Consider the following 3,812-nt stretch of genomic DNA (forward strand, 5'->3'; position numbering starts at 1 on the left):
CAATAACCGGTGCGCTTTAGCGCTTTAGCGCATCCGGCGCCGAAGGCGCGTAGTTGATTGACTTGTTATAAGGCATTCCACGCTCGTCCGAAATTAACACCGCCACGCTCTTGTAATTCAAAGCTTTGACCTTGAATAAGTTTTGGTTTTTGCCGCACATACATTTTAAAACCAGTTGCTTTAAGAGATATTTCACCCTCTTGGCACTCAAAGCGATAGGTATGAGACGTGAATTTCCCATTGGGTGTTAGCTCGGGGTTTTCCATGTATAAATCCGCCACTTCAATTAAGCCTTGCTGTGACTCAATGTCAATTTTTACATCAAAAGCATTTTCAAAAACCATTGTCACCGGAGCGACCCAAAATTTAAAGTATGTCTCATTCTCCTCCGGGTGAACCCATTTGAATATGTAATCTAGGTCTAATAAATATTCGTATTGTTTTGCATCGGAGACCATTGACCATATAGATGCGTCATGCCAACCCATCAAGTTGAAGTCTACCTCTGACCAAATTTCTTTTTCTAGTTCGTATGCTCTCACTCGATTGATGCCTTATAACGCCCGCGTAAAGCGCGCGAGGTACGAGTGTCGCATTTAACGCGTTTGTTAGCACACTGCCTATTCATACGGGTAGGACTTTCCTTCTAGCATGCCGCCATTCGATAAAGTAACTTCCAGTCGCTTGAACAGACCGAAGAAGTCAACGAGGTTCATATCCACGCGTACACGCCTTGCTTCTATCACATCACCGCTAGCAGCAAGCAAAGAAGGAAGATCAGGGTGACCTTGCAGGTCGGTCACGAAAAACGTGACGTAAACTGGATCATCATGGATGCCATGATTCTCTCCAGCCCACATCTTGACGCCCACAACGAACTCTTCGTCGCTGATCAAGTCATTGTCTTTTAGCCACTTTGCTGCATTCTCTTTATCCGCGCGGTCGGCCGCTGCGCTACCTTTCATGTCATTGTATTGTACTGATGCTTTAAAAGTGTCCATTCTCTCTCCTTTGGGTTGTGGTGCTAACGCTCGAGTTAAGCCGACTTGTGTAGCGGAGCCAAACAAGTTCGGCTTGAACGAATTGTTAGGCGGCAGCCACCACTTGCCCAGACGCCTTGACGGTTGCGAAGTGCTCTACGAAGGCTGCGCAGTTCTGTCGGTCGCGACGCGCGATTCGCAGTCTGCATCGCCCGCCACGCAACCTTGGAAAGCTTTGGAAAGTATCCATCCTCGTTCCCTGCAACCAAAGCAGTGTGTAGGTTCCAAACAAGTAGGATCTAATGGCAATCGATGCGACATCTCTGATTGGAACTTCCACAATCTGATGCCTAAATTTTATTAGTCCGGTTAATGAGTCAACGATTTGGACTTCAAGTCTGATAGCTTCTTGATGCAGGGCCACTAAGCCATGGCCTTTTGCGAGGCCTTGCCAGATATCTGCAATAAAGAATGGAACAGTACTAACATGATCTCCGAGAACGGGAATGCTTGACGCAATTGACGGCTTAGTACGCCTCGTCAGAACAGCAATGGCTAGAACTATAACGACCAGTGCAGCGTAGAAGTACCATGCAGTGAGTACGTAGGTATACAAGAAGTCTAATATTTCGCGGACAATCATTGAACGGTCCTTGCCGCCTAACGCCGCCATAAATTGCGGCTTTGGAGTTGATTTTTTTGTGGTAGCGTAGCGTTAAGCCACAAAAAAAGCGACGGAAAAGTCGTCAATTTGATGGCCTTGTTACAACTTTTTGCACGATGCCTACTTCAATTCATATATAGCGGTAATACGCTGTCCTACTTTTATAAACTCAGGAACAGCCATTACTAACTCCATACCGTAGGAACTAGCGTCCATAGCTGAAACATACGCTTGCGGGCTATATTGCAATGAAAAGGTTGCATATGCCTGTCCAAAGTTCTCTTCGGTAGTAATTCCATAGACACTCTTTACCGTCCTGGATTGAGCCTTAGCGAGGTTCTCGGCCTTTTTTCTTGCTTTGAGGCTTAAATCAACAATCATTTTTTCTTTGTACTCTTCTTCCCGTGTAGTTTCAAAGAATGCGTCTATATTTTGAACGCCATCTAATCGAATTAGCTGATTCATTAAGCTCGGATACTTTGTAAGATCAGTAATCCGTAAATTGAAGCCCTGCTGCACCTCATAACCCAAAATATCTAAGCCGTAAGCCCCATCTTTTCTTGCTCTCTTAGTACTCTTATCAATCTGTGTTGATTCGACGTTAGAGATGGGAATTCCGTTCTTTTTCAGAATTTCTAACATTTGAGCAGAGAACTTGGTCAATTGCTCCATCGCCGTATCAGACGATTGATCATATGCTAGGAGACTGAAGCGCACTTTAGCTAAATCAGGTTTAACTTCTTGCTCCAATTTTTCCGTGACTATCACGAACGGAAATTCCGGTACTGGATTAGCAGTAACTGAAAGAGAAACGGTTAGAGCTAGTGCCAATAAAACATATTTCATGTGCGATTCCTTTTTGAGTTGTAACGCCCGCAATAAACGGCGCGAGGAACGAGCGTCCGGCGACCGCAGGGAGCGTATTTTATGGCTTGGTTATGCATTTAGTCGTACCACCACGCCTGAGTTTTCATAAACTCACAAAACTGAGATTTGTGATATTGAGCCATTACCCCTTCTGCATTAAGAGCGTCGCGCTTCAATATATACCCTTCAATTATCTTTAATGAATTTGGAACGGTAATCCATTCATATTTTGAGTCCGCCCCTGAAACTATGCCCTGCACTTTTTCGACAGCCTTCTCCGCACGTTCCTTCGTAAGATCAGACTCAGCTATACGCATATCTGGCGCAACATCCTCGTTAACGGGACACAAATTTTCAGCCCTAGCCACCACGCTTGATAAGAGTAAAGCAATCAATAACAGAAATTTCATCAAATACCCTTCGAATGCATAACGCCTTGCTAATTGGCTGCCGCAGCGCAGCGTAGGCAGTCCAGTGGAGGCCACGCTTTTTGTGGCCGGAACGAAATTAAGCAACTTGTTAAGTGGCTTTGATTTTAGCTTTAATATCATCATAGCTCTGTGCGCGTACATTGATTTTACTGCCAGTATGGATCAAAACTTCCCTTGCTCCCATACCACTTGCAAGTTCACGTAAGACTCGCTCCTCTATATCGCTTAGCCCACCATCAGTTTTTTCTAGTTGATGCATGATTACTCTCGGCGCGGCTCTTAACTTTGAGCTATTCAAAGTAAAAATACCATGCTGCAATATCTTTTCAGCCAGCGTGAAATTTCCGATAAAACTTCTAGTGTGTGAAAAAGGGTTCGTTGTCTGAATAGTTGGCCCCGATAACGATTTAGCTTCTCGACCAATAGCCTTAATCTTTTCTTTTCCCTTCCCGCCTTCTAGCGATATCCAAGGTTCAATTTCAATAAATTGCCCGGTTGAAAATTTTTGCATTGTGATTTTATTTTCACTCAACTCAACCAGCAGGTCGAAGGAAAACAGGCTTCTAATGAATTCGAATATCAAATGCGGCCTCCAAGCCACTTAACGCTGCTGTAACCGGACCGAATTACGGAGCGGTTGTTTGTGCGACAGTGAGCAAAGCGGATGCACAAACTGCCGCGTAGTAATTTGGGTCCGGTTTACAGCCTTGTTATAAGCTGACATTTTTACGCACATAGTTCCATGCAGTAACGGCACACGCTGCACCGAATAGACCATAAAGACCCAGAAAAGTGGCTGATTGAAAACTGAACTCGGTGCCAGCCACGCCAAACATTAAAACCGGTGTGAGCGCACCAAATATAAAACCA

At 44.7% G+C, this 3,812-nt stretch carries 5 protein-coding genes; all 5 read right to left on the bottom strand.

The features are described 5' to 3' along the window. Positions 1 to 65: 65 nt before the first annotated feature. Entirely contained in the window at positions 66 to 542 is a 477-nt protein-coding gene (locus tag ACQ661_RS12555) for a hypothetical protein (RefSeq protein ID WP_092842131.1), read from the bottom strand. Between the two features lie 78 nt (positions 543 to 620). After that, positions 621 to 1,001, bottom strand: a complete 381-nt coding sequence (locus tag ACQ661_RS12560; RefSeq protein WP_153827400.1) for a hypothetical protein — start codon at positions 999 to 1,001, stop codon at positions 621 to 623. Positions 1,002 to 1,764: 763 nt separating this feature from the next. After that, positions 1,765 to 2,490, bottom strand: a complete 726-nt coding sequence (locus ACQ661_RS12565) for an SIMPL domain-containing protein (RefSeq protein ID WP_431668575.1) — start codon at positions 2,488 to 2,490, stop codon at positions 1,765 to 1,767. Positions 2,491 to 2,588: 98 nt separating this feature from the next. Continuing rightward, positions 2,589 to 3,065, bottom strand: a complete 477-nt coding sequence (locus ACQ661_RS12570; protein ID WP_431668576.1) for a hypothetical protein — start codon at positions 3,063 to 3,065, stop codon at positions 2,589 to 2,591. Next, on the bottom strand, positions 3,031 to 3,453 hold the full coding sequence (locus ACQ661_RS12575) for a rod shape-determining protein (protein ID WP_110077057.1): 423 nt from the start codon (positions 3,451 to 3,453) through the stop codon (positions 3,031 to 3,033). Before ACQ661_RS12575 ends, ACQ661_RS12570 begins: the two co-directional genes overlap by 35 nt. Positions 3,454 to 3,812: the final 359 nt, after the last annotated feature.

It is taken from the genome of Pseudidiomarina sp. WS423, assembly GCF_050750165.1.
Classification (GTDB): domain Bacteria; phylum Pseudomonadota; class Gammaproteobacteria; order Enterobacterales; family Alteromonadaceae; genus Pseudidiomarina; species Pseudidiomarina fusca.